Origin of the sequence: Mesorhizobium sp. M0676, assembly GCF_040320535.1 — a bacterium.
In the GTDB taxonomy this organism is placed as follows: Bacteria; Pseudomonadota; Alphaproteobacteria; order Rhizobiales; family Rhizobiaceae; genus Mesorhizobium.
This window is the reverse complement of record NZ_JAMYPU010000021.1, coordinates 67,949-87,838: the sequence shown is the minus strand read 5'-3', so window position 1 is coordinate 87,838 and position 19,890 is coordinate 67,949. Positions and strand designations below refer to the sequence as shown.

The 19,890-nt window shown below is 61.7% G+C and carries 18 protein-coding genes; 4 read left to right on the top strand and 14 right to left on the bottom strand.

The genetic code is table 11. The annotated features are described in order from the left end of the window. Positions 1–5: 5 nt before the first annotated feature. From asnB to NKI35_RS22140, 3 genes are read left to right on the top strand one after another with little or no spacing between them, the layout of a single operon-like run. The gene (gene asnB / locus NKI35_RS22150; protein WP_352741499.1) at positions 6–2,033 is read left to right on the top strand and encodes an asparagine synthase (glutamine-hydrolyzing); all 2,028 of its coding nucleotides are present in this window, start codon (positions 6–8) and stop codon (positions 2,031–2,033) included. Then, a complete protein-coding gene (locus NKI35_RS22145) occupies positions 2,023–3,579 on the top strand; it encodes a class I adenylate-forming enzyme family protein (RefSeq protein WP_031238135.1) in 1,557 nt (518 codons plus the stop codon). The genes asnB and NKI35_RS22145 overlap by 11 nt, the downstream gene beginning before the upstream one ends. Before the next feature lie 55 nt (positions 3,580–3,634). Beyond that, positions 3,635–3,901, top strand: coding sequence for an acyl carrier protein (locus NKI35_RS22140; RefSeq protein WP_023670883.1), 267 nt, complete (start codon positions 3,635–3,637; stop codon positions 3,899–3,901). 54 nt (positions 3,902–3,955) lie between these two features. On the opposite strand, the gene NKI35_RS22135 is transcribed toward NKI35_RS22140, so the two are convergent. Further along, the gene (locus NKI35_RS22135) at positions 3,956–4,648 is read right to left on the bottom strand and encodes a N5-glutamine methyltransferase family protein (protein WP_023689767.1); all 693 of its coding nucleotides are present in this window, start codon (positions 4,646–4,648) and stop codon (positions 3,956–3,958) included. Positions 4,649–5,134: 486 nt separating this feature from the next. Between NKI35_RS22135 and NKI35_RS22130 the strand changes: the two genes are divergently transcribed. Continuing rightward, positions 5,135–5,506 carry a response regulator gene (locus NKI35_RS22130; RefSeq protein WP_023729587.1) on the top strand — a complete coding sequence of 124 codons (372 nt, stop codon included), beginning with the start codon at positions 5,135–5,137 and terminating at the stop codon, positions 5,504–5,506. Positions 5,507–6,252: 746 nt separating this feature from the next. Here NKI35_RS22130 and NKI35_RS22125 read toward each other — a convergent pair. From NKI35_RS22125 to NKI35_RS22065, 13 genes are all read right to left on the bottom strand, one after another. Then, positions 6,253–6,438: a hypothetical protein gene (locus tag NKI35_RS22125; RefSeq protein WP_023681021.1), complete on the bottom strand. Its 186-nt coding sequence runs from the start codon at positions 6,436–6,438 to the stop codon at positions 6,253–6,255. 1,466 nt (positions 6,439–7,904) lie between these two features. Next, entirely contained in the window at positions 7,905–8,411 is a 507-nt protein-coding gene (locus NKI35_RS22120; protein ID WP_352741498.1) for a flavin reductase family protein, read from the bottom strand. A 27-nt stretch (positions 8,412–8,438) separates the two neighbouring features. Further along, positions 8,439–9,869: an FAD/NAD(P)-binding protein gene (locus NKI35_RS22115; RefSeq protein ID WP_352741497.1), complete on the bottom strand. Its 1,431-nt coding sequence runs from the start codon at positions 9,867–9,869 to the stop codon at positions 8,439–8,441. Then, positions 9,866–11,041, bottom strand: a complete 1,176-nt coding sequence (gene ssuD / locus NKI35_RS22110) for an FMNH2-dependent alkanesulfonate monooxygenase (protein WP_352741496.1) — start codon at positions 11,039–11,041, stop codon at positions 9,866–9,868. Before ssuD ends, NKI35_RS22115 begins: the two co-directional genes overlap by 4 nt. Positions 11,042–11,196: 155 nt before the next feature. Further along, entirely contained in the window at positions 11,197–12,444 is a 1,248-nt protein-coding gene (locus NKI35_RS22105; protein ID WP_352741495.1) for an SfnB family sulfur acquisition oxidoreductase, read from the bottom strand. Further along, positions 12,441–13,232, bottom strand: a complete 792-nt coding sequence (locus NKI35_RS22100) for an ABC transporter ATP-binding protein (protein WP_352536717.1) — start codon at positions 13,230–13,232, stop codon at positions 12,441–12,443. The genes NKI35_RS22105 and NKI35_RS22100 overlap by 4 nt, the downstream gene beginning before the upstream one ends. A 65-nt stretch (positions 13,233–13,297) precedes the next feature. After that, positions 13,298–14,629, bottom strand: a complete 1,332-nt coding sequence (locus NKI35_RS22095; protein ID WP_352741494.1) for an ABC transporter substrate-binding protein — start codon at positions 14,627–14,629, stop codon at positions 13,298–13,300. 47 nt (positions 14,630–14,676) lie between these two features. After that, a complete protein-coding gene (locus tag NKI35_RS22090; protein WP_352741493.1) occupies positions 14,677–15,726 on the bottom strand; it encodes a branched-chain amino acid ABC transporter permease in 1,050 nt (349 codons plus the stop codon). Positions 15,727–15,729: 3 nt separating this feature from the next. Further along, positions 15,730–16,626 (bottom strand): branched-chain amino acid ABC transporter permease, encoded by an 897-nt coding sequence (locus tag NKI35_RS22085; protein WP_023727744.1) that lies wholly within the window; start codon positions 16,624–16,626, stop codon positions 15,730–15,732. Continuing rightward, positions 16,626–17,528: an ABC transporter ATP-binding protein gene (locus tag NKI35_RS22080; RefSeq protein ID WP_023706570.1), complete on the bottom strand. Its 903-nt coding sequence runs from the start codon at positions 17,526–17,528 to the stop codon at positions 16,626–16,628. Before NKI35_RS22080 ends, NKI35_RS22085 begins: the two co-directional genes overlap by 1 nt. Before the next feature lie 51 nt (positions 17,529–17,579). Next, on the bottom strand, positions 17,580–18,680 hold the full coding sequence (sfnG, locus tag NKI35_RS22075; RefSeq protein ID WP_023739635.1) for a dimethylsulfone monooxygenase SfnG: 1,101 nt from the start codon (positions 18,678–18,680) through the stop codon (positions 17,580–17,582). Between the two features lie 24 nt (positions 18,681–18,704). Beyond that, entirely contained in the window at positions 18,705–19,274 is a 570-nt protein-coding gene (gene msuE, locus NKI35_RS22070) for an FMN reductase (RefSeq protein WP_031193016.1), read from the bottom strand. 305 nt (positions 19,275–19,579) lie between these two features. Then, the gene (locus tag NKI35_RS22065; protein WP_023701792.1) at positions 19,580–19,822 is read right to left on the bottom strand and encodes a hypothetical protein; all 243 of its coding nucleotides are present in this window, start codon (positions 19,820–19,822) and stop codon (positions 19,580–19,582) included. Positions 19,823–19,890 lie beyond the last annotated feature (68 nt).

Here is a 19,890-nt window from a genome sequence, read left to right as displayed (position 1 = left end):
CGAGCATGTGCGGCATCGCTGGAATCGTGGCGCTGAATGCCACAGCGGCTTCTCCTTCGCGGCAGGCGCTGATGCAGATGATGGGCGCGCTGGCGCATCGCGGCCCCGACGGGCGCGGTCTCTACCGGGACAGACGCGCGGGGCTGGCGCATGTGCGCCTGTCCATCGTCGATCTTTCCAGTGGCCAGCAACCGATGGCGGACACAGGCGATACGACGTGGATCGTGTTCAACGGCGAGATATTCAACTACGTCGAATTGCGTGAAAAACTCACGGCGCTCGGCCACCGCTTCCGAACCCGCAGCGACACGGAGGTCGCGCTACACGCCTATCGTGAGTGGGGAGAAACGGCCTTCGAGCGGATGAACGGCCAATGGGCAATTGCGATCTGGGATTCAGTGGCCAATCGTCTTATATTGTCGCGCGACCGCTTCGGCATTTGCCCGCTGTATTTCAGCGAGCATGCGCACCGGCTTTATTTCGCCAGCGAAGTGAAAGCCATTTTCGCGGCCGATCGAACCATACCTCGCGCCCTTGATCCAGCCGGCATCGATCAGACGTTCACGCTCTGGACGGTCGTTCCGCCGCAAGGAGTTTTCCACGGAATCAACGAACTCGAGCCGGGTCGTGTCCGCATCTATCAGGATGGCACCGTTCGTGAGCGGATTTTTTGGCAGCCTTCCTATCCCGACAAGTTCGGATCGCGGCAGGGCGAGTTCACCGGGTCCAGCGATGACGCGGTGGACCGCGTATCTAGCGCTCTTGAGGCCGCGACGGCGCTCAGAATGGCGCGCGCAGACGTGCCTGTCGGGTGCTACCTCTCCGGAGGGCTGGACAGTTCGCTTGTGGCCGCGCTCGCGAGGCGCTTCGCGGGCGATCGCTTCCAAACCTTCTCCTTGCGTTTTGCCGACGCCGAATATGACGAGACCCGCTTCCAGCGAATGGTTGCCGAGACGATCGGCAGTGAGCACCATGAAGTGGTCGTTTCGCGCAGAGATATCGCCGGAATCTTTCCGGAGGTAATCCGACACACCGAACGCCCGATACTGAGGACTGCCCCGGCGCCGCTCTTCCTGCTCTCGCGGCTGGTGCGCGAGCGTGGCATCAAGGTCGTGCTGACCGGCGAAGGCGCTGACGAAATGTTCGCCGGCTACGACCTGTTCCGCGAAGGCAAGGTCCGCCGCTTCTGGGGGCGCCACCCGACATCGACACGCCGCTCTCGGCTCCTGGAACGCCTTTACCCCTATCTCACCCGCTCGCCGGTGCAACAGCAGGCGATGGCGCGTCAGTTCTTCGGGCGAAATATTCAGGCTTACGACGCGCCGGGCTTTGCTCATGAAACGCGCTGGCAAACCACCAGGGCCATCAAGCGCTTGTTTACGACCGACATGCGCGCTCAAACGCAGGGCCGCGACGCCGTGTCCGAGTTGCTCGCCCGTCTGCCCGCGCAGTTTGCCCGTTGGGGCCCTCTTGCGCAGGACCAGTATCTCGAGGTCCAAACACTGATGTCGGGCTATCTGCTCTCCTCGCAAGGCGACAGGATGCTGATGGCTCACTCCGTCGAGGGCCGCTTCCCGTTCCTGGACGATGAACTTGTGAGGCTCGCGAATTCGCTGCCGCCCTCCTTCAAACTCCGCGGCCTCGATGAGAAGCACGTGCTGAAGCGCATGGCGGCACCCATCCTGCCCTCCGAGATCGTAGCCCGCAAGAAGCAGCCCTTCCGCGCGCCCAACGCGCTTTGCTTCGTCGGCGCAGACGCTCCGGATTACGCTCGCGAGGCGGTTTCGCAGACGGCCCTGCGCGAGGCGAATGTCTTCGATCCAAAGGGGGTCACGCACCTGCTTGCCAAATGCCAGGCCAGAACTGGCGATGGCGACCTGTCCAATGCCGACAACATGGCGCTGGTCGGCGTGTTGTCGACCCAACTTCTTCATCAGCAGTTCGTCGCGGGTTGTCCCAGTGCAACGCTCGAATGCACGCTCAGCGTCGACGTCGACTGCGAACATCGGGAAGAGCGCCTGTATGTTGCATGATGCCGTACCATTGCTGCATGACTACCTCGCCCATTCCGCCGTCCGACACGGAAGTAAGGTGGCGCTGGTGTGCAACAGGCAGCGTGTCACCTACCTCGAACTCGAAACGCGAGCCAACGCGATCGCCTGGGACCTGTCCGCATCCGGAGTCGTTCGCGGTGATCGCGTGATGATCTTCGCCGACAACACCGTCGAGACGGTGGTTAGCTTCTGGGCGGTGCTAAAGGCGAATGCGGTGGTGTGCATCGTCAACCCACTCACCAAGAGCGACAAGCTCGATTATCTGCTCAACGACTGCCGGCCGACGGCGCTCATCACGGACGGCCATCTGCAAGCGATCTTCCGCGAGCCGGCGCGCGGCTGCCCGTCACTTCTGCGGGTGATCGTATCGGGACCTATCGACGACGTCGAACTCGCCCAGCTGCCGTTTGCCATGCGCTGGGACGCCGCCCTCGCCAATGGCGCGGATACGCCGCCGGCACGGCAGTGCATCGATGTTGATCTGGCAGCCATCATCTACACGTCCGGGTCGACGGGCGAACCCAAGGGCGTGATGCTGACGCACAGAAACATGATGACCGCGTGCGCGTCTATCGCTTCCTACCTGGCGATTGCCGAGGACGAGGTGATCCTCAATGTCCTACCCCTCGCCTTCGATTATGGACTGTACCAGATGATCATGGCTTTTCGTACCGGCGCCCGGCTGGTGCTCGAACGCTCGTTCGCTTTCCCGGCACAGATCCTCGGGTTGATCAGGCAGGAGGGAGTTACGGGCTTTCCCGGCGTGCCCACAATCTTTGCCGCACTCTCCGAACTCAGGTCCCTCAAAGACCAGGATTTCTCGAGCATCCGCTACGTCACAAACACTGCGGCAGCCCTACCCCTCAAGCATATTTTCATGCTTCGCGAGCTGTTTTCGGGTGCACGCATCTATTCGATGTACGGTCTCACCGAATGCAAACGTTGCACCTATTTGCCGCCAGAGGACCTCGAGCGAAAGCCATTGAGCGTAGGGATCGCAATCCCGAATACGGAGATGTGGATCGTTGACGAGCATGACAGGCGGATAGGCCCAGGCGTTGTCGGCCAACTCGTCATTCGCGGCGCAACGGTGATGAAGGGGTATTGGGGCAAGCCCGAGGCAACGGCCAGGAAGCTCAAACCCGGCCCGCTGCCCGGCGAGCAGGTCCTATACACCGGCGACTACTGCCGGATGGATACGGAGGGTTACCTCTACTTCGTTGGCCGTGGGGATGAGATCATAAAGTCGCGAGGCGAGAAGGTGGCGCCAAGGGAAGTGGAAAACGTACTCATGGACATTCCAGGAGTCCGAGAAGCGGCTGTCATCGGTGTTCCCGACGAGCTCCTCGGGCAAGCGGTGAAAGCCTTTGTGGTGATGGAGCATGGAAGAGCCATTGGCGAAAGGGAACTGCAGAAGGAGTGCCAGAAGCGTCTGGAAAACTTCATGGTCCCGAAATCCATCGTCGTTGTGGCGAACCTGCCGATGACGGACACGGGAAAACTCAAGAAAACGGCGCTGTCATGATGCGGGGCCAGAACCAAGTCGCTGATTTAATGGTGACGCCACGGAGGACGAATTCATGTTGACCATCAAGGAACGCACCGGAATCTACAGCGAGCAGATTCGTAGTTTCTTGGTTTCAAATTTCTACGTCAGCGACGTCAAGGCATTGCTGGATGACGCATCCTTGCTCGATCAAGGCATTGTCGACTCGACGGGTGTGCTTGAGATTATCGGCTTCATCGAGGAGACCTTTGGCATTACCGTCGAGGATAGCGAACTTCTGCCTGAAAACCTCGATTCCATCCAGGGGATCGAGCAATACATCATCCGCAAAATGAACTGATGGGTAAGCGTAACGCCCAGAGCAGCCCCGTATTTGGTCTGATTGTCGCAGGATTCATGCCTGCGTCTTGACTTGCCCCAGAACCACCCGGCCCTCGCCCGCTTCGTTCGAGACCGAACGGATGTTCTCGAATGCCTTGCTGCGTTCCAGCAGACCCGCTACCTGTCGGTCTTGGCCAAGCCCGACCTCGAAGAGCAGGATGCCGCCACGCCGCAGGTATCGCGGTGCGTCTTTCAGTACGCGCATATGAATGCTCAGGCCGTAAGGGCCGGCTGCGAACGCCTCGCGCGGCTCAAGCTCGATCAGATGGGCGCGGTCGCCCTCGAGCCGCTTTTCAGAAATGTAAGGCGGATTGCAGACGATTACGTCGATAGTTCCGTCTAGCCCAAGGCCGATGAGAGAGTCGAACAAGTCGCCCTGAAGCACCGAAAGACGCTCAGCCATGCCGTGATGTGAGGTGTTGCGGCGTGCCGTTTCGACGCATTCATCGGTGAGATCGCTTGCCCAGACAAGGGCGCTGGGCACATGGTAGGCGATCGCGCACGCCAGATTCCCAGTGCCGCAGCACATATCAACTATGCGCGGAGCCGGCAGGTTCATCTGATGCAACACACCAAGCGCGGTCTTGCCGAGCAACTCGGTCTCAGGTCTGGGGACGAGCGCACCGGGCGAAACCAGCAGTTCAAGTCCCATGAACATGGCGCGGCCGGCGCCATAGGCATCAGCTACACTGAACTCTTTGCTCATGGCCGACCCCATCGCTTGATCTCCCCAGTATAGATCTGCGGCGCTCATGCGCCAGCCAAACCTGCTCCGAAATCATGAATTCTCAAGCCTTTCCTTCGAAAAACTGCAGGCACAAACTCGGTGCATCGCACTTCTGACGCTCATTGACCGATTGCAATCTCAGGTCGCCCAAGATGGAGAGAGAGGTGCTGCTCATGCTTTGAAGAGCCAATGGCGCGGTACGGCGGCTTTTAGATTTTGTGGATCGTGGAGAGGGGTAAACGCCTATCCAACTCTGATGGAGCGGAGGCGGGGACCGCAGCTCCATTGACGCGCTAATCTTCGGCTCCAGTAATTCAGCAATTGGTCGGTGGAAGCGCCTCCGCTCCAGCATCAGCCTCACCTTGCTGCATGGAGAGGTTACCTATAGGTTTGCGGACATGTCGAAACAACTGTCCGAAGGTCTCGGATCGACATCTCATTTCCGGTCAATCGCAGAGAGGGGCCGTGAGCGAAAGCGTGAGTGTTCTGATTGTTGAGGATCAATGGCTAGTCGCGCAGGACACTGCCGCGCGGCTGCGTCGCGCCGGTTATCAGGTGGTCGGACCTGTGCCGTCGGTATCCGCCGCTCTGCGTCTTGTCGAATCGGACAAGATTGACGTGGCGTTGCTAGACATCCAGCTGAACGGTGAAACGGGTCTGCCGGTGGCGAGGATATTGCAGGCGCGAGGCATCCCCTTTGCCTTCTTGTCGGGATTTGGCCCCGCCGACGTTCCCGCGGCTTTCCGCGACTGCAGATTCCTGCCGAAGCCGGCAACCGATGCTGTCATCCTTGCTGCTGTCAGCGAGTTGGCGTCCCTGCGCACAGTTTCGCGCTGACATTCGCTCCGCCGCATTATTACCGGAGTTGCGCCCTGGCGACCTGGTAGGCCGGACGAGGTCAGTCTCACAAAGGGCAACATTGGCGCTTTGGCCATGAGGACGGCGGACTACGACCGGCGAGGACGGAAATTCAGCGTTCAAAAAGCATCCGCCGGGGTTCCACTTCTCGGCCTGTTGGCGGCGATTTGGACTTAGGTCCGATCCCGGTCGCCAGAGGTCGGATTGCGGAACATCTGCCAAGGACCCACGTTCGGGTTTGAGCACGGAGGTGCCGGCCGGTCTCGAAGCGCAAGTTTCACGGGCAACTGTTGGGGAGTGTCGTAGTGCCGATTTCAAACGATATGGGGGACGAGTACCTGGAACTGGAATGTCCAAACTGTTCTCATGTCATCATAAAAAAGGGATCGTGGTTGAAGGTGATATCCAACTTCAACTGCACCCAATGCCATGCAAAAATCAGAATTGGTTATATGACCAAGCTCGCGCTTTTCGAGAAAAAAAGGCAAAGCATGAACCCGGCTGCCCGGTGAGAGTCCTAGCGGCCCGACAGTCGTTTGGGGTGGTGCGTTGAACCGTCGGGCCTGACCGGCCCGATGGCGGGGGAGCCAGGCCGGCTGGGTGAATCGTATACATTAGATCGTGCTTATCAAGCCCAAATCCGCGGCGCGACATCGCCTGGTGGGCAACGGTGAAACTCGCGCCCGTATACGCGCTAGGAGGAACGTCGGCGGTCAACATGCCGCTCATTCGTAGAGAGTGCGAACAGCTTCATCAAACAGCTCCACCTCGGCTTCAACCTTTTCAGCCGCTTTATCGACCTTGTCGAAACGCTTCAGCATTCGGTTGTGGAGCATGGACAAGCGTGCGGCATGGTAGACCACGCTGCGCTTGTAACCTTCAGAGTCGAGTGGTTCGAACAACATTGTCATGGCAGAAATCCTCAATGTTTTTCGTCCTGCAATCCTTCCCTAGTAAACCGCCAATTAACTCTTTCGTTCCGCTGGTGATGCGAAGGCGCCCGACTGAATAAGTCGTTGCGCTGTCTCCAGACTGCACGAGCGTGCTTCGTCTGTCTGAGGTTGGGCCCCAAGGCTTGCGCTTGCCTCGCCTGTTCGGCTCATGCTGCGTCAGTCACGACATCGACGGCCAGCTTCAGTTTAATCGCTTTGGGCGTGAGTTGAATACCGGCGCTGCCAAGAAATTGCCGAATGATCATCCTGCTCTGGTGGGACCGCTCAACCCGTCAGGAGCGACGAACCGAGCCGGCTTGGATAGTCGCCCCGCCGCAAGGACGCGAGCGGATCGAAGATCACGTCGGCAGGTGCTCTGCCCTCTCTAGGAAGCCGGCGCCGCGCGCATTACTGAAAAAACCCAAACAGAATAAGAGCGAGAAAGGCAAACAGCAGCGCTGCAGCCGCTAGCAACACACCTTTGTTGGAGCCCCGCCGAGGTTGAGGGTCAGGCACGAGTTTTTTCCGGTTTGGGAGTTCATTCATTGGACATTAATTTGCGGCTGCAAATTAGGTTCCGCTCATGCTTGAATGCCTACAATGCCGCCCCACAGCGCCCTACAGGCGCACGACCTTCGCTAGCCATAGGCGTATCCGCTGGCCTTCTGCAAAGGACAACGCGAACGATTCCTGATTGAATGACCGGGCAATTTCCTGATCTTTCTCATTGATTTCGTTTAGCTGGTTTACTTACTGATGTTGCGAACGACAGATGTCGCCGAAACCACAACGTAGAAACACGGCGACTGCAAATCCTAGTTTAAGCCACTCGAGCAGAAGATCGGAGCGATGCCTATGTGCCGCCGAAGCGCAAGAAGCCGCTGCGGGACATGCCAGTCTCGCCAGCGCTAGTTAGGGCTGCCGGCGCGAATCTAGCGTTTCTTCGGCTTCGGCGTGATGTCCTGCGACCCGCGCCTTGTCGCCATTTTTCGCGAGAACACCAGATTTTGCCTTGTCCTTACTGGTCGGCAACTCTGGACCGCAGCGACCGACGGCGCCGGGCGCCAGTGGCAGATCGGTCGTGGCCTTCAACGGCAAGCACCGCATGCGCGCGGGCATGACTTCTTCGTTGCCGTAGCAATCGCAATCGGCTGCCCAACGGCAGTGCCTGGCCGCTACGCGCCACGGAAGAATTGTTCCTCTCAAGCCTCTTGGCTGGAAAAGGGCTTCCGCAAGTTCAACAACAACGCGCAAAGCCCGTATTGGCTCACATCCAAACAATCGCACATAGTGCTCCCGCGCCATCTCGGTCGCGTTTTCGCATTTTGGGTGTGTGCGGCGCGTCTCGGCGAAGGGCTATGGAGAATTCGTATTTCGTTCCTTTCGCCGCCTTGAATGAGACCAAGAATTTCATGGCTGTCAGAAAACGACACGTACCAACCCGCTCACGACGATCCATAGGCGCCGTGATGATAGATCAGTGCCGGACCGGGCTCTCCGCTCACCACATGCCGGACGCTGCCGAGTATTAGCGCATGGCTGTGGCGAACTATGGTATCCTCGACGGTGCAATCGACCGCGGCAAGCGCACCTTCGAGCGCCAATGCGCCGCTTGCAAGGGTGGACCAGCGTGCACCCTCGTAGCGAGCCTGCCCCTTGAGGCCGCCTCGACCAGCAAAACGGTCGGCAATCGCAATCTGGTCGGCGCGCAGCACATTCACGCAGAAGTGCCGATGCCGGCTGATGGCTGCCCATGTCGACGAGCTCAGGTTGATGCTGACGACCATTACCTCCGGTTCGACCGACAGGGAATGGGCGGTGGTAATTGTTGCGCCTGTCCGCTCGTCGCCAATGCCTGCGGTGACCACGGACACGGCTCCAGCCAGGTGTCGCATCGCAAATTTCAGGGGGATCCGGGTTTCATCCGAGAGAATGCGTTCGCTTAGTGTCATCTGGATAGCCTCATCGTGTTTGCAGCTTCACGACGCCCTGCGACGCAACGCGGTCTGGTATCCCAACCATTGGTGAATTTCGGTGGCGATGCTCTCGGCATGGGCGGTGACTTCAGGGATGCCCATCAGCTCGCCGACGCTGCCGCGCGCCAGCGGTCCGCTGATGAAAATAGTGTCGGCCGGGTGACCTGACTTACCGACCGCGCGGCCGTGGCTGTCGGTGTCGAGACCAAGGCCGGTTGGGTCAAGACGGACCAGGCCCAGATGTCCAAGGGCGGCAATCGCCGTGTTGGTGCGAAGAATGTCGGCATGCGCCGGCCCGGTCGTCACGATCACGCTGTCGAACGTCTCAACGATGAGATCGTGTCGGCGCCTTGACCGCTGCGTGACGCGGATACGTCCGTCGGCCTCTTCGGCCTCGACAATCGATCCGGCGCGATAAGCGAGCGTCCCCTCGTCAAGGCGGCGATCCAGCACGACTGCTACCTGTGGCGCGATGCGGAAACGATGCACGTCCCAGAGCGCGCGAAGATGGCGCACCACGCGGCGCTGCTCGGCGAGCGGCAAGGCCTGCCAGATCAACTGCCCCTGACGCCGGACAGCGTCGAGGACCGGATACCAGTCTTCGCCCTGTCGCGTCGCTGCCGCGATCGTGGCCCGGATGCGCCTGAGCAGCACCGTGGCGCTGCGTAAAGGCAGGCTGGTGAAGTCGCCTATCGGGTCGCCCTGCATGGCGGCCTGCACATGCGAGCGATAGCCATGGCGCGACAGTGCCGTGATGCGGCCGCGATGACCTCTACGGTCGAGGGCTGCAATGACGTCGGCCGAGGTCAGACCGGTGCCAACAATGAGAACACGGTCGTCGCGGCCGATCGCCTGCAGCCGTTCGAGATCGTAGGGATTGGCCACCAATCCGGCGACTGAGGCCACGCTGCGCAGCGGCGCCGGGAGGGCCGGCAATGGATGCGTCGCCGCGATCACCACAGCATCGGCGGAAAGCGTTGCGCCATCGGACAGGACAAGCCGGTAGCCCTCACCACTGCGCTCGACCCAAGCAACTTCGGCCCTGACATGGCGGATCGCCTTGCTTTGCAGGAAGGGCTGCAGGTGGGATTCGACATAGCGGCCGAAGACCCGACGCTGCGGGTAAATCGCGCCGCTGGCGGCGATGGCCTGCGTATCGTCCAGAATAGCGCCGGTCTGCTCCAGCCAGTCGGAAAAATGGCCCTCCTCACCTGAGATCAGCGTCATCCTGGACGCCCGCACGTTGATGCGGTGCGAGGGATCGGCCGTCGAATAGGCCAGACCATAGCCGAGCGCCTCGCGCGGTTCGACGACCACGATATCGGCTGCATCGGCGGGCAGCAGCCGCGCCAGGTGAAACGCGGTTGCGGCGCCGGAAAAGCCGCCGCCAATGATGGCGACCGTCAGTTTCCCAGCCCTGCGGGAAGCGCTCAAGACTGGCTCGCGCGCAGCGCCGATGGTCGATGATCTCCGGCCACCGTTTCGCCGAACGGTCCCATGTTCACCGTCGTCGGCCGGGTCGAGATTTCGTGATCGAGCGGCAGCAGCGGCAGCACCAGTTCGCCGAAGCGATAGGCTTCCTCCAGATGCGGATAGCCGGACAGGATGAAGGTATCGATGCCAATCCTTCGGTATTCGTCGATCCGTTCTGCCACGGTCGCCGCGTCACCGACCAAGGCGGTGCCGGCGCCGCCGCGCACGAGGCCAACGCCGGCCCAAAGGTTCGGGCTGATTTCGAGCTTGTCGCGGCTGCCGCCATGCAACCGGCTCATGCGCGACTGGCCAACCGAATCCATGCGGGCGAAAACCTTCTGTGCCTCGGCGATCGTCTTGTCGTCGAGGCGGCTGATCAGCCGATCGGCATCGGCCCAGGCCTCGTCATTGGTCTCGCGAACGATGACATGCAATCGGATGCCAAAGCTCACTTCGCGGCCGGCCTTTTCGGCAAGGCCGCGCACATGCTCGACCTTGGCGGCGACGTCCGCCGGCGGCTCGCCCCAGGTGAGGTACTTGTCGATCTGCTCGGCGGCGACCGCATTGGCCGCGTCCGACGAGCCGCCGAAATAGAGCGGCGGGTGCGGCGTCTGCACCGGCGGGAACAGCAACCTGCCATCTTCGATGTGGAAATGCTTGCCTTCGAAGGCTACGGTTTCGCCGCTGAGCACGGCCTTGTAGATGTCGAGAAATTCCCGCGTCACCTCATAACGCTCGTCATGGCTGAGGAATATGCCATCGCCCTTGTTCTCGACCGGATCTCCGCCCGTGACCACGTTGATCAGCAAGCGCCCGCCCGAAATGCGGTCGAGCGTCGAGGTCATGCGCGCGGCGAGCGTCGGCGACTGCAGCCCTGGACGGACCGCAACGAGAAAGCGAAGTCGTTGCGTCAGCGGCGCCAACGCCGACGCCACCACCCAGCTGTCTTCGCAACTGCGCCCGGTCGGCAGCAGCGCGCCATAATAGCCGATGGCGTCGGCCGCCTTGGCGACCTGGGTGAGATAGGGCAGGTCGACCGCCCTGCCGCCCTCGGAGGTGCCGAGATAGCGGCTGTCGCCATGGGTGGGCAAGAACCACAGGGCCTTGATCCTGTCGGGGGCGGCAGTGCTCATGAATACTCCTTTGTATGTTTAGCCGACGCTCAGAGACTGTTTCGAAACTCGCTCTGGCGAGTCATATGGTGGTGGTTTCGAGAACCGGCGCGCAGCGGACGTTGGGTCCGTGAGCACCGGAAGCGCAGAAACGCCATCAGATGGCCGCCAGAGTCTCAGCTCCAGGCGTGGAGCGGCGGGTTGACCTCGTTCAGGTAATAATTGCCGAGGATCGCGTATTTCCAGCGCACCGGATCGTGCAGCGTGTGGGTGCGGGCATTGCGCCAGTGGCGGTCGAGATTGTGCTCGGCCAGCGTGGATCGCGTGCCGGCGAGTTCGAACAGTTTGTTGGTGGCGTTGATGGCGATCTCGGTGGTGAGGATCTTGGATTCGGCGACCGCGATCTGCGCTTCCGCGACCGTCTTCTCGTTAGGATCGGCCACGGCGCGGTCGACCGCAAGGCCGGCCTTTTCCAGAATAGCCTCGGCCGCATTGGCGCGCAGGCGGAGGTCGCCGATCGCCTGGATCGTATAGGGATCCTGCCAGGCATGATCGACGCCGCTGTCGATCCACGCGCGCGACCTGGTACGCACGAAGCTGACCGTCTCGTCGATCGCCGCCTTGGCGATGCCGAGATCGACCGCCGCCTGGATGATCTGGAAGATGGGTCCGTCGGCTGTCGGTTTGTCGTACCCCTTGTAGCCGGGGACGAGATGCGTCTTCGCCACCTTCACATTGTCGAGCAGGACCGTGCCGGAGAGCGTCGTCTTCTGGCCGAAGCTCGACCAGTCATCGATGACGGTCAGTCCGGGCGCGCCGCGATCGGCGATGGCATACCAGGCGCGCCCCTCGTCATCGAGCGCCACAATCGGCACCAGATGGGCGAGCAGGGCGCCGCTTGAATAGAATTTCTGGCCGTTGACCACGACATGGTCACCGGCATCGACGAACTTGGTCTCGAAGTCGGCGGCACGCTTGGAGCCGAACTCGGAAAACGCGTTGCCAAAGCGCGTGCCGGACAGTGCCTCGGCGAAGAGCAGCTTTTTCTGCGCCTCGTCCGAAACCGTGCGGATGGCGGCGACCACGCCGAGATGGTTTTGCGGAATCTGGCCAAGCGAGGGATCAGCCGCCGAGATGATGGTGATCACCTTCGACAGCGTCACATAGGAAACCTCCGGCCCGCCATAGGCCTTCGGCACATTGATCGACCACAAGCCGCTCTGCGAAAAAGCATCGAGCTCTTCCTTCGGCCAGATGCGCTCGCGGTCCCGCTTCGAGGCTTCCCTAGCGAATTCAATGGCAAGTTTTTCGGCGATGGCGATCGCCTCGGCATCGGTCTTGATGATATGTGCCTTGGCCGACGGGCGCTCGACCGGAGGCACGGCGACGCGCGCGTCGGACGGCTGCTTGGATTGGATGGTCATGCTGCAGTCTCCTGGGGAAAGTGTTGCGATGGAAGCGGCGCGCCGCCGAGATAGTAGATCTTGATGTCGTCGCGCTGGCGCAGGTCGGCAGCCGACCCTTCCAGCACGCTTTTACCGTTTTCGAGCACGGTGGCGCGGTCGGCATATTTCAGCGCCACCGCCGAATTCTGCTCGGCGACAAGGATCGAAAGACCCTCGTCCCGATTGAGCCGCTTCAAGGCGCTGAAGATCTCGTCGACGATCAGCGGCGCGAGCCCCATCGAGGGCTCGTCGAGCACGAAGAGTTTCGGCCGCGACATCAGTCCGCGACCGATCGCCGTCATCTGCTGCTCGCCGCCGGAGGTGAGGCCGGACCGCGTGCGCCGTTTCTCGAGAAGCCTCGGAAACAGCGCGTAGACACGCTCAAGGTCGGCCTTCACGCCAACGCGCGAGGATGAACGCCCGAGCGCCCCGGTCAGAAGGTTCTCCTCGACCGTCAGCGAGCGAAAGCAGTGCCGGCCCTCGAGAACCTGGACCAGGCCCTTGCGGACGAGGTGCGAGGGACTTGCCCTAGAAACATCCTCGCCATCGAAAATGATCCGGCCGGCAGTGACGGAGCCGCGCTCTGCCGGCAGAAGATTGGATGCGGCGCGCAACAGCGTCGTCTTGCCGGCGCCGTTGGAGCCGAGCAACGCCACGATCTCGCCCTTGCCGACCGAGAGGTCGACGCCATGCAGGGCGGCGATGGCGCCATTGTAGACGGCCTCGACGCGGCTGATCGACAGGATCGGATTTTCCGGGCTGGACATCGATAACTCCGCTGCGAAGATGGATGGCACGGCCGGCCCGCGGGCCGGCCGTGAGCTCTTCAAACTCAGTTGCTGACCACCGCATCGGCGTCTTCGGCCGTGCGGATCTTGAGGCCCTTTTCCTTGGCATAGGCCTCGGACGACTTCTCGATGATCGGGCGCAGCAGCTTCCAGTCCGGCGCGATCCAGTCGGACACGACGTTCCACTTCTTGCCGTCCCACTGCTGGAAGGTCACGTAGCCATCACCCTCGTGATTGTCCCAGGAGACGTTGATCGAGTGGAACAGGTCCTTGGCACCGAGTGCCTCGACGCGCGCCGGGTCGAGCTTGAGGTGTTCGAAGCCCCAGCGAACCTCGTCGCCGGTCAGCGTGCGATTGCCGAACTTGGCCTGGGCGATGCGGATGGCTTCGACATTGAGGATGCCGTTGACGATGCCGAGATTGTGGTAGACCGAGCCGATGCGGCTCTTGTCCTCGAGATTGCCCTTGCCGGCGTCGTAGACCGTCTTGACGATCTCCTTGACGACCGGATAGTCGGCGCCAGACGCCTGGGTGGTGATGGCGGTGTAGCCCTTGGCGGCGTCGCCGGCGGGGATGACGTCCTCTTCGGAGTTGGACCAAACATTGCCGACGATATGATCGGCCGGGAAGCCGGTCTTCTGCGCGGTCTTGAGCGCAACCGGGTTCATCACGCCCCAGCCGCGCAGCACGACATAGTCGGGGTGCTCGCGACGGATGGTTAGCCACTGCGCCTGCTGCTCGTTGCCGGGATGGGGAACTTCAATCTGCGACAGCTCGAAGCCGTATTTCTGCGACAGCAGCTCATAGATAGGGATCGTCTCCTTGCCGTAGGGCGAGCCGTGATAGAGCACGACGATCTTCTTGCCCTTGAGCTTATCGAGGCCGCCTTCCTTGGAGGCGATGTAGTTCACGATGCCCGACGTTTCGCTGTAGGGGTTGAGCAGCAGCGGGAAGACGTAAGGGAATACCCGGCCGTCGGTGGTGTCGGTGCGGCCGTGGTTGATGGTGATCAGCGGCACCTTGTCATCGGTGATGCGGTCGATCATGGCATAGGCGATGCCGACCGAGAGCGGGTTCCAGGCCGCGATGCCGGGATTGCTCTTCAACCGCTCGTAGACCTCGACGCCCTTCTCAACTTCGTACTGGGTTTCGCCCTCGCTCCAGGTCAGCTTGACGCCATTGACGCCGCCGTCGCGGATGTTGATCAGGTTGAGATAGTCGATGAAGCCGCCAAAGAAGCCGGTGCCGCCGGCGGCATATGGGCCAACGCGGTAGCTCTGCAGCGGGAAATATTGTTCGTCGGCATGCACGGCTGTCGCGCCGAGCACGAAAGCGGTGGCGATCGCCGCTTTCTTGAGGTGATTGAAGAAGGTCATGAGTTGCGTCTCCTGAGGTGGGTCCGTGAGAGAATGTCGAGCGGCGCTCAGCTGGACCTTGAGCCGATCCGTCGTTTCAGGCGGTCGAAGAGGGCCGACAGCCCGTTCGGTTCCGCGATGAGGAAAATGATGATGAGCGCGCCAAGCACGATGCGCTGGCTCATGTCGAGCACACCAGAATCGAACAGGCCGCCGAACACGAAGGCGCCGAGCCGAGACAGAACGAGCGGGAAGACGACGATGAATGCGGCGCCCAGAAACGCACCGCGTATCGAAGCCAGCCCGCCGATGATGATGATGAACAGGATCTGAAACGAGCGGTCTAGATTGAAGCCGGCCGGCTCGACCGTGCGCAGATAGGTGAAGGCCCACAGCACGCCGGCGACGCCGATGATGAAGGATGAAATGGCGAAGGCCAGCAGCTTGGTCCGCAGCACCGGCACGCCAATGACGCGCGCGGCGGTTTCATTGTCGCGCACGGCAATGAAGTTGCGGCCGGTCGCGCTGTTGACCAGCCGCCAAACCAGCGCCGTCAGCACGATGACGGTGGTGACGGAAAGCAAATAGCGTCCGGTGGCGCCGTCGAGCGAAAACCCGGCTACGGCAAGGTGCGGTGCAGAAATCACCCCGGACGGATTGTCGTTGGAGAACCAGCCGAACTTGGTCAGCGCCCACTGCACGAAAAACTGGGCGGCAAGCGTCGAGACAGCGAGATAGAAGCCGCGCAGGCGCAGGCTCGGCAATCCGAAGATGACGCCGATGCCGGCGGCCGAAATTCCGGCCAGGATCATGGTCGCCGCCAGCGGCAGTCCTTCGACCCGCAGGTTGAAATTGTAGGCAGCGAAGGCGCCTACCGCCATGAAGGCGGAAGAGCCAAGCGAAAGCTGGCCGCAATAGCCGGTCAAGAGGTTGAGGCCGACTGCCGCCAGGCTGAGCGCAAGGAACGGCAGCAGGATCGCCTCGACCAGATAGCTCGACGCAAAGGCCGGGACCAGGCCGTAGACGACGACGATCGCCACGGCCGGCAAAGCTAATTTCCGGGCGAAGCTCAGCCAGTCGATTGGAGCCCTTGCGGCATCGAGCGCTTGCACGGCCATCGGTCAGACCCTTTCGACGGTTTTCTGGCCAAACAGGCCGGAGGGGCGCACCAGTAGGACAACCAGCGCCAGCGCATAGGCGAACCAGCCTTCGATGCCGCCGCCGACGAAGGGTCCGAGATAGACCTCAGCGAGCTTTTCGCTGGCGCCGATGACGAGGCCGCCGACGATGGCGCCAAGGATGGAATCGAAGCCGCCAAGCACCAGCACCGGCAGCGCCTTCAACACGATCAGTGACAGCGAGAACTGGACGCCGAGGCGGGCACCCCACAGCAGTCCCGCGACCAGCGCCACGAAGCCCGCGGCCGTCCACACCGTTCCCCATATCCGCGGCAGCCGCAGTCCGACGGCAAGGGCCGCGAACTGGTCGTCGGCGACGGCGCGAAACGCCAGCCCGATCCGGGTCCAATAGAAGAAGGCGCTCAAGCCCGCCACCATCGCTGCGGCGATGCCAGCTGCCAGAAGGTCGAACGACGAGATCAGGATGCCGCCGACCTCGAAGGGCGTGTCGTCGATGCCGAGATCAAGCCCGTGCACCTGCGTGCCCCAGATCAGTTGGGCAGCGCCCTCAATGATGTAGGACAGGCCAAGCGTGGCCATGAACAGTGTCATCGGCGAGCGGTTCACCAGCGGCCTGAGCACGGTTCGCTCGATGGTGAAACCCAGCGCGACCATGACTGCGAAGGTGATGAGCAGCGCAAGCGCAAACGGGATGCCGCGTTCGACCAGGCTGACAAAGGTGAGTGCCGCAAACAGCACCATCGACCCTTGCGCGAAGTTCAGCACACCCGACGTCTTGTAGATCAGCACGAAGCCGATGGCGACGAGCGAATACATGACTCCCGACAACAGGCCGCCGACCAGCACTTCGACAACGAAGAGAAAATCATAGTAGCTCATCAGATGCCCTCGCCATCCTCGCCCTCGGCGGTGCCGAGATAGGCCCGGATCACGTCCGGATCGGCGCGCACTTCGGCCGGCGTGCCGTCGGCGATCTTGCGGCCGTAATCGAGCACGGCGACGCGGTCGGATAGGCCCATGACGACCCCGATGTCGTGCTCGATCAGGATGATGGTGACGCCATGCCGGTCGCGCGCGGCGCGCACGAACCCGGCCATCTCGGCTTTCTCGGTCGCCGTCATGCCCGCCATCGGTTCGTCGAGCAGCAGGATCTTCGGCTCGGCAACCAGCGCTCGCGCCAGTTCGACCCGCTTCTGCAAGCCGTAGGGCAGCGTCGCGACCAGCTGATCGGCGACCGTTTCCAGATGCAGGAAGGCGATTGTCTGGTCGACCTTTTCGGCAATCGCAGCGTCTTCGCGCCTGGCGCGTGGCAGGCCGGCAATATGTTCGACAAAACTGGCGCGCCTGGTGTGGACGCGGCCCGACGCGATGTTGTCGCGCACCGAAAGCCCGGGAAAGAGCGCCAGGTTCTGGAAGGTGCGCGCGACGCCCAGACGTGCCAGACGGTTCGCGGGCACACGGGAGAATGACTGGCCGGCGATCGCGATCTTGCCGTGGTCGGCGTGATAGAGGCCGCTGATGATGTTGATCAGCGAGGATTTGCCTGCGCCGTTGGGGCCGATCACGGCGCGGATTTCGCCGCTCTTGACCTCGAGATCGACATCGCTCAGCGCCGTGACGCCGCCGAACGAAATGCCAATTCCGCTCAGGGTCAGGATCGCATCGACCTTTGCCGACAGGCGCGCCGGGCGCGTGTCCGTGAGTGGACCAGCGCCAGCAAGAATGCCGGGGATTTCGGGCGCACGCTCGTATGCGGCGGCTCCCAGCGAAGCACCAATCATGACACGTTCCTGATTTTGGAGGAGTGCGCGGCCCGCAGGCCGCGCCCTGGCCTATTCGGCGGCGACAAGCTCCCTGTCACGCGCCGCTTCCAGTTCGCGCACCAGCGGGATGATGCGCTTGCCGAAGAACTCGACCTCTTCCTGGAAATGCAGGAAGCCGAGCAGGATCAGATCGGCGCCGGCATCCTTCAGCTTGAGGATGCGTTCGGCGATCTGTTCCGGCGTGCCAATCAGATTGCTGCGGAAGCCGTCATTGTATTGCACCAGATCCTCAAGGGACGACTTCGCCCAGTTGCCCTCGCCTTCCGGCGAGGCCTTGCCGGCATTCTTGACCTGGTCGGCAAAGCCCTGCACCGCTTCGGGATTGGCCTTGGCGACGATCTCGTCCAGCACGGCGCGTGCTTCCGCCTCGGTTTCGCGAGCAATGGCAAAGGCGTTGACGCCGATCTTCACCTTGTGGCCATTGGCCTTCGCCTTGGCCTGGATATCGTCGACCTGCTTCCTGATCTCTTCGGGCGTGTTGCCGTTGGTGAAATACCAGTCGGACACCCGCGAAGCCATGTCACGCGCGGCGCGCGACGAGCCGCCCTGGAAGATCTCGGGCTGCGGATCGATCGGCTTCGGCTTCATCGAGTAGTTGGTGAAGCGATAGAAGTCGCCCTTCAGCGTAAAATTGTCCTCGGTCCAGATGCCGCGCAACGCGCGGATGAACTCCTCCGAGCGGCGGTAGCGCTCGTCATGGTCGAGCCACAGCTCGCCGATGGCGGCGAACTCGCCACGGAACCAGCCGCTGACGACATTGACGGCCACGCGGCCATTGGTCAGGTGGTTGATGGTGGCGATCTGCTTGGCCGCCAGCGCCGGGTTCCATGGACCGGGCAAGACGGCGGCAATCACTTTCAGCGTTGTGGTGGCGGCCAGCAGTGCGTGGCTGAACGACACGGATTCGTGCTGGTTGTCGGCGCCGTAGCCGGCGGTGAAGCGGATCTGGCTCAGTGCGTAGTCGAAGCCGTTGGCCTCTGCGATCTGGGCGAGCTTGCGGTTGTAGTCGATGTCCCAACCGGTCCGCTGCTCGATATTGGAGATGACCAGGCCGCCGGAGACGTTCGGAACCCAGTAGGCGAATTTCAGGCCGTCGGAATGAGACGTCATGTCGTTGTTCCCTTTTTGGTTGGCTCAGCCGACGCGCGCTGCGGCGGCGGCATTTGCATGGTTGGAATTGAGCAGTGAAACCGCTTCGGATGCGGCCCGTGAAATGCGTTCGCGTATCGCCTCGCCGACGATTTCGGCGCCGATAAAATCGTCGGGCGCCCCATAGACGCCGGTCGGCACGGTGACGGCGCCGAAAAAGCCGAATAATGGCCGCAGCTGATGTTCGAGAACCAGGCCATGGTATGGACCTCCGCCTGTCGCCGCGAGAAGCACGGTCTTGCCGGCGAGCGCGCGATAGTCGACGAGGTCGAACAGGTGCTTGAGGGCGCCGGTGTAGGAAGCCCGATAGACAGGCGTTCCGACCACGAGCAGATCGGCCTTCTCGACACGCTGGATGATCGCTTCGCCGGACGCGCCGAGGGCGCCACGGGACAGTCCGACGAAAAGCGAAGGCGCCGCCTCGGTGATTTCGATCAGGCCCGTGTCTGCCGGGACGCGCAGCGCGACGTCCTTGACCAGCGCGTTCACCACCGCGGTTGTGCGCGATGGCGTGCTTACGCCGCCGGATATTCCGAGAACCGATAGCCTTGCCAACTCGTCAATCTCCCAGACCCTGCATGCGCATCGGTCATTTCCAAACCGGGGCAGACGATATTCGACAAAATCTATAGAGATAAGGAACGACGTTTCGATTTTTCGCCTTTGGCGAGAAAAATCCGGTTCTGCTAATGTGCGGTAGCAACGTCCATCTGGCGATGGCCGGGAAGGATCAAAACGGCTCGCAGTCATCTATCGACATTTTTGAAAGCGCCGATGCCTTTGGGCAATAAGGTTCGTTGCCATGATGCCTGGCGTCGCCGTCGCGCAATACTACGAAGCGGCTTCCCTTGCCGGCGACATCACCAGTTTCTGGGTGCCCAATCGGGATTGTCTCTTTCCATGGTGCGCGACATTGGCTTTAGGATTAACCGCAGCGACAGTTGGGACACACGCATCCTTGTGGACGCCTCGAGTGCGACAACGTCCAGCAGCGCTGGACGGCTGGACGGCGCCAGTTGCTCGCGATCGACACGGGCAAGCTCTATGGCGGGCGTGGGGATTTCCTGCCGGTGGCCGAGGCGATAGCCCAGCAGATCGTCCATCTCGGTAAGTCGACGAGATCGTCACCGCCTATCACCCACGGCGTCAATGACGGCCCAGGGATCTGGTG

What these genes read in the sequence shown, in the direction of transcription:
- NKI35_RS22145 (WP_031238135.1), top strand. Translation starts at nt 2,023, where the DNA reads ATGTTGCATGATGCCGTACCATTGCTGCATGACTACCTCGCCCATTCC.
- NKI35_RS22065 (WP_023701792.1), bottom strand. Translation starts at nt 19,822, where the DNA reads ATGGACGATCTGCTGGGCTATCGCCTCGGCCACCGGCAGGAAATCCCC.
- NKI35_RS22100 (WP_352536717.1), bottom strand. Translation starts at nt 13,232, where the DNA reads ATGTCCAGCCCGGAAAATCCGATCCTGTCGATCAGCCGCGTCGAGGCC.
- NKI35_RS22125 (WP_023681021.1), bottom strand. Translation starts at nt 6,438, where the DNA reads ATGACAATGTTGTTCGAACCACTCGACTCTGAAGGTTACAAGCGCAGC.
- NKI35_RS22105 (WP_352741495.1), bottom strand. Translation starts at nt 12,444, where the DNA reads ATGACCATCCAATCCAAGCAGCCGTCCGACGCGCGCGTCGCCGTGCCT.
- NKI35_RS22080 (WP_023706570.1), bottom strand. Translation starts at nt 17,528, where the DNA reads ATGATTGGTGCTTCGCTGGGAGCCGCCGCATACGAGCGTGCGCCCGAA.
- ssuD (WP_352741496.1), bottom strand. Translation starts at nt 11,041, where the DNA reads ATGAGCACTGCCGCCCCCGACAGGATCAAGGCCCTGTGGTTCTTGCCC.
- asnB (WP_352741499.1), top strand. Translation starts at nt 6, where the DNA reads ATGTGCGGCATCGCTGGAATCGTGGCGCTGAATGCCACAGCGGCTTCT.
- NKI35_RS22135 (WP_023689767.1), bottom strand. Translation starts at nt 4,648, where the DNA reads ATGAGCAAAGAGTTCAGTGTAGCTGATGCCTATGGCGCCGGCCGCGCC.
- NKI35_RS22140 (WP_023670883.1), top strand. Translation starts at nt 3,635, where the DNA reads ATGTTGACCATCAAGGAACGCACCGGAATCTACAGCGAGCAGATTCGT.
- sfnG (WP_023739635.1), bottom strand. Translation starts at nt 18,680, where the DNA reads ATGACGTCTCATTCCGACGGCCTGAAATTCGCCTACTGGGTTCCGAAC.
- NKI35_RS22120 (WP_352741498.1), bottom strand. Translation starts at nt 8,411, where the DNA reads ATGACACTAAGCGAACGCATTCTCTCGGATGAAACCCGGATCCCCCTG.
- NKI35_RS22090 (WP_352741493.1), bottom strand. Translation starts at nt 15,726, where the DNA reads ATGGCCGTGCAAGCGCTCGATGCCGCAAGGGCTCCAATCGACTGGCTG.
- NKI35_RS22095 (WP_352741494.1), bottom strand. Translation starts at nt 14,629, where the DNA reads ATGACCTTCTTCAATCACCTCAAGAAAGCGGCGATCGCCACCGCTTTC.
- NKI35_RS22085 (WP_023727744.1), bottom strand. Translation starts at nt 16,626, where the DNA reads ATGAGCTACTATGATTTTCTCTTCGTTGTCGAAGTGCTGGTCGGCGGC.